Source organism: Flavobacteriales bacterium, assembly GCA_013214975.1.
Taxonomy (GTDB): domain Bacteria; phylum Bacteroidota; class Bacteroidia; order DT-38; family DT-38; genus DT-38.
This window is the reverse complement of sequence record JABSPR010000267.1, coordinates 1-3659: the sequence shown is the minus strand read 5'-3', so window position 1 is coordinate 3659 and position 3659 is coordinate 1. Positions and strand designations below refer to the sequence as shown.

General features: G+C 35.7%; 4 protein-coding genes. 2 read left to right on the top strand and 2 right to left on the bottom strand.

What is annotated here, in order from left to right:
• Positions 1-208: 208 nt before the first annotated feature.
• Positions 209-580, top strand: coding sequence for an endonuclease domain-containing protein (locus HRT72_08625; protein ID NQY67771.1), 372 nt, complete (start codon positions 209-211; stop codon positions 578-580).
• A 58-nt stretch (positions 581-638) separates the two neighbouring features.
• Here the strand turns inward: HRT72_08625 and HRT72_08620 are convergent, their stop codons facing one another.
• Together HRT72_08620 and HRT72_08615 are read right to left on the bottom strand one after the other, a co-directional pair.
• On the bottom strand, positions 639-1742 hold the full coding sequence (locus HRT72_08620; GenBank protein ID NQY67770.1) for a hypothetical protein: 1104 nt from the start codon (positions 1740-1742) through the stop codon (positions 639-641).
• 162 nt (positions 1743-1904) lie between these two features.
• Positions 1905-2354 (bottom strand): hypothetical protein, encoded by a 450-nt coding sequence (locus HRT72_08615; protein NQY67769.1) that lies wholly within the window; start codon positions 2352-2354, stop codon positions 1905-1907.
• A 210-nt stretch (positions 2355-2564) separates the two neighbouring features.
• On the opposite strand from HRT72_08615, the gene HRT72_08610 reads away from it, so the two are divergent.
• On the top strand, positions 2565-3590 hold the full coding sequence (locus HRT72_08610; protein ID NQY67768.1) for a ChbG/HpnK family deacetylase: 1026 nt from the start codon (positions 2565-2567) through the stop codon (positions 3588-3590).
• The last annotated feature ends 69 nt before the right edge of the window (positions 3591-3659 follow it).

The window sequence follows — 3659 nt, the reverse complement described above, 5'->3', positions numbered from 1 at the left end:
GTTTTGCTTCGTCCTTTCCGTATTTCCCGGAAAGAACCTCCGACACGACATTGTTTTTAAACTCTGATGAGTAGTGTATTGAATCGTTATTCATTTTATAGGTTTTTGGTGTCAACCTATTTCAGTACAAGACAGAGTCAACCTTGATAGTTTGTAATAGGTCAAACAATAACTATTTTTATTTTTCACATAATCGGAATTACATCTCATGAACCGAATTACCAAACTGGTACGCGAACTGCGTAAAAACCAAACACCATCTGAAGCTTTATTGTGGGGGAAATTGAGAAATCGAAAACTAAATAACCACAAATTCTTAAGGCAACATCCCATCATTTATGGGAGTGATCATCTGAATAACCCGTTGTTTTTTATTCTTGATTTCTATTGCTCTACCAAAAAGTTGGCAATTGAGTTGGATGGCTCAATTCACAATAATCAAAAAGAAGAAGATGCAAGTCGTGATAAAATATTAACGAGTCTTGGAATTACAGTAATTCGATTCCGTAATAATGATTTAGTGAATATGGAAGAAGTAAAATCAAAAATCGAATTTTACTTAGACAACAAAGCCGAATAATTCACGAATGCCAGCCCCCTCTTTTTTTCAAAAGAGCGGGTTTTGGGGTGAGTTTTTCTCACTGCCAAAAAGAATACCCAACAGTAACACCCAATATTTCTAATCGATTAGAGTATGGCGAAATAATTTTATAATGTTCTACCACAAACGGGGAAATGTATGCTTTAACCAGTAGACGACCACTGGGTTTTTGATATCGAACTCCAACTTGTGGCATTAAATTCAACTTGCCTGAATCTCTAAGAAAGTATACGTATTGAGAGTTTAACTCAAAATGTATGTTACCATGAGACCACATAAAGTTTAATCCAAAAGGCATTATAGGGCTTTCATTACCGTAGCCAACACCGGCTTTTATTCCTAATTTAAATTTACTCCCATTTATAATTATTCTTTCGCAACTAAGAAGAAACAAAGTTTCATATGGCATAAAGTCTAATTGTAAAGTGTTCCTATACCAGAAATCAAAATTTGACTTACTAGAATCTGAACTAGAAGCAAACGATTCATTCTCCGAAAGAAAAGACGTTTTATTCTTTAAATTTTCACTAACTCTATTTTTAAAAGCGAAGTTCAACCCAATCGAAAACTGGGCAGATGATAAATCGGGTGTGGTTTCGTCAAACCACAAATCCCCCCCAATCGCATTGGGATAAGATCTATATCTCGTAGCAAGTAAAAAACTTACGTTTCCTGCTATTCGAAAAGCAGCACTTAACTCTGCTCCCCAAAACACTCCTTTGATGGCTGTATTTTGCGTACGGTCAAATTTTTCTACAAGAAGGGTATCCTGAAGAAATCTTGAAGATTCAGAGTAAATTGTCTCTCTCGCACTTATCCCTGCTTCCAAGCTAACCCCAACTACCACGTCTGGAGATGGATACAATCGATATTGTATCCCAAGGGGTATATCCAAAAGCTTTATTTTTTCTTCTATTAATTCACGATCGTAAGCATAATCTGCAGTAGAATAATCGTAATTGATGGCATAACTAAACTTCGTGGAATTAGCTCCTAGTCGTATAAAAACGTGATCCGACATCGGAACGAACATGGTAAAATCGGAAACAAAATCTGCATTTGTAGAATATGTTTGCCTAAACCCTAAATCAGATTCGGGTTGCCGTAAAATGTCGTTGGCAATACCAATTCCAACGCCCAATGACCAAAGATTTTTTCCGACCGATATTGAGTCTTGGGCGTATGCCGCGATAGGCAGAATCAATAATAGAAAGAGTAAATGTCTCAACTGTGTTTGGTATTCTTGATATCTGAATTTACTACTTATTTCAATCTATATTACACCAACATAGAGAGTAATGATTTAGCAACAACCAGACTCAGGACTACAGCATCCTGTATCTTGAGCTATAACATTCTCAGATACGCCACAATTATCTTTTGCCAAACAATCCGTACTTGTAGAAGTTAGAACAAAGTTCTTTTCATTAAAGCCGAGCCCATAGCGTCCAATTGTCTCACCTTGATATTCAACATCCAATTCGAGATTCTCTATTCCAAGTCTGATCTCAGATAATTTTATAATATCCAATAACCTTTTCGAAGTTAATCGATGATCAAAATCATCGGCCTCCCACAATTGAAAACTCACCTTACTTTCGCTTCTCACCACTCCACCACAATCAATGTAAGTCTTATCCACCTGTCCTATTTCGGTTACATGAAAGTGACTTGGAATTAATTTACCATTTGGTAATTCGAACACTACATTTTCGCTTTGAGACAATTTATTTTTAAATTCTGATAAGGTCATAGCACTATTTTGTTTGATACAAATGTAAAGATAAGATTGTTGGAGCCTTGTATCATGCATTCTAACATTTTACAATTACTAACAAGCAACGTGCTTAGGTAAATCTACTTATCTATTTTTCTCAATAAATTCCTTCAACTTATTACCTTAGTGAAGTAAACATGAGGGGCCTACCTCTTTTCAATCAAACTAATTTCAATTACATAGCTTATGAAACCAAGTGGACTAATAGTAACATCAGACGATTACGGGATAAACAAATCCGCCAATAGAGGGATTATTGCTGGAGTTAAAACCGGAGTTATCTCTTCCGTACATGTCTTAGCTAATTTGGTAAACCAAGCCGATATAAACGAACTAATTAAAGCAATTCAAGAAAGCGGTAATAAATGTGGTATCGCATTACACCTTAATACCACAAGAGGAAGAGCGTTGGTACAAAAGAAAACTGCTTTCACAAAGCGAAGAAAAAAGAAGTATAGTTTTAAGCCACTTAAACATTATCGGCATTCAAGAATTCTAAATAGCAAAACGGAAGCAAAGAATATGGAGGCCGAATTAAAAGCTCAGTTCGACAAACTTGCTGATCTTTTAAGTGGTGCAGAAAACATTGATGCCGTATCGTCGCACCAAAATATTCACTTATGGGATAAGACATTGAGTGCGATGGTTAGTAGAATTATAACTGGTACAACTATCCCTGTTAGAAGTCCAATTAGATATGAAAAAGATGAAAACCCAGATACTTCAACTTTAAGATATGGTACAAAACCATTAACTAAACTTAGTATAAAGAAAGCCGGAGGAATAATCGACTCTATTAGTACAACTAAGCTTATGCTAACAGGGAATTCCTTCTCAAAACAAAAGGTTATGAGAGATCTAGTAATAAAAAGTAGTCCTCGTGAATTACCTGTTAATCTTTCAGGACATTGGTTCGGACAACCTTCACAGAAAGGAATGACCTGGTTTATTAACGCACTTAATAGCATGAACAACCTAACGGGGCAAAAAGGCTATACTTCCGAATTACTAATGCACTTAGGCGATTCTAAAAAGAAAGCTGATCAAAGCATGGATTACGGAATGGCTAGTAGATACGAGGAGTTTAAGAATGTAACTAACCCTGCTTTTATAGCTGCATTCGAAACACAAAAAGATATTTGTAAAACAAACCATGGTTCTTTTCGATCTGTTTTAATAGGTGATGACAGCATCCGATACAAAGTAAAATAAGTCCTTTCGAAGAAACATTACTTTTGGCAACGTTGTTGTAAAGCAACTTGAAACAAAAATATACTCAAT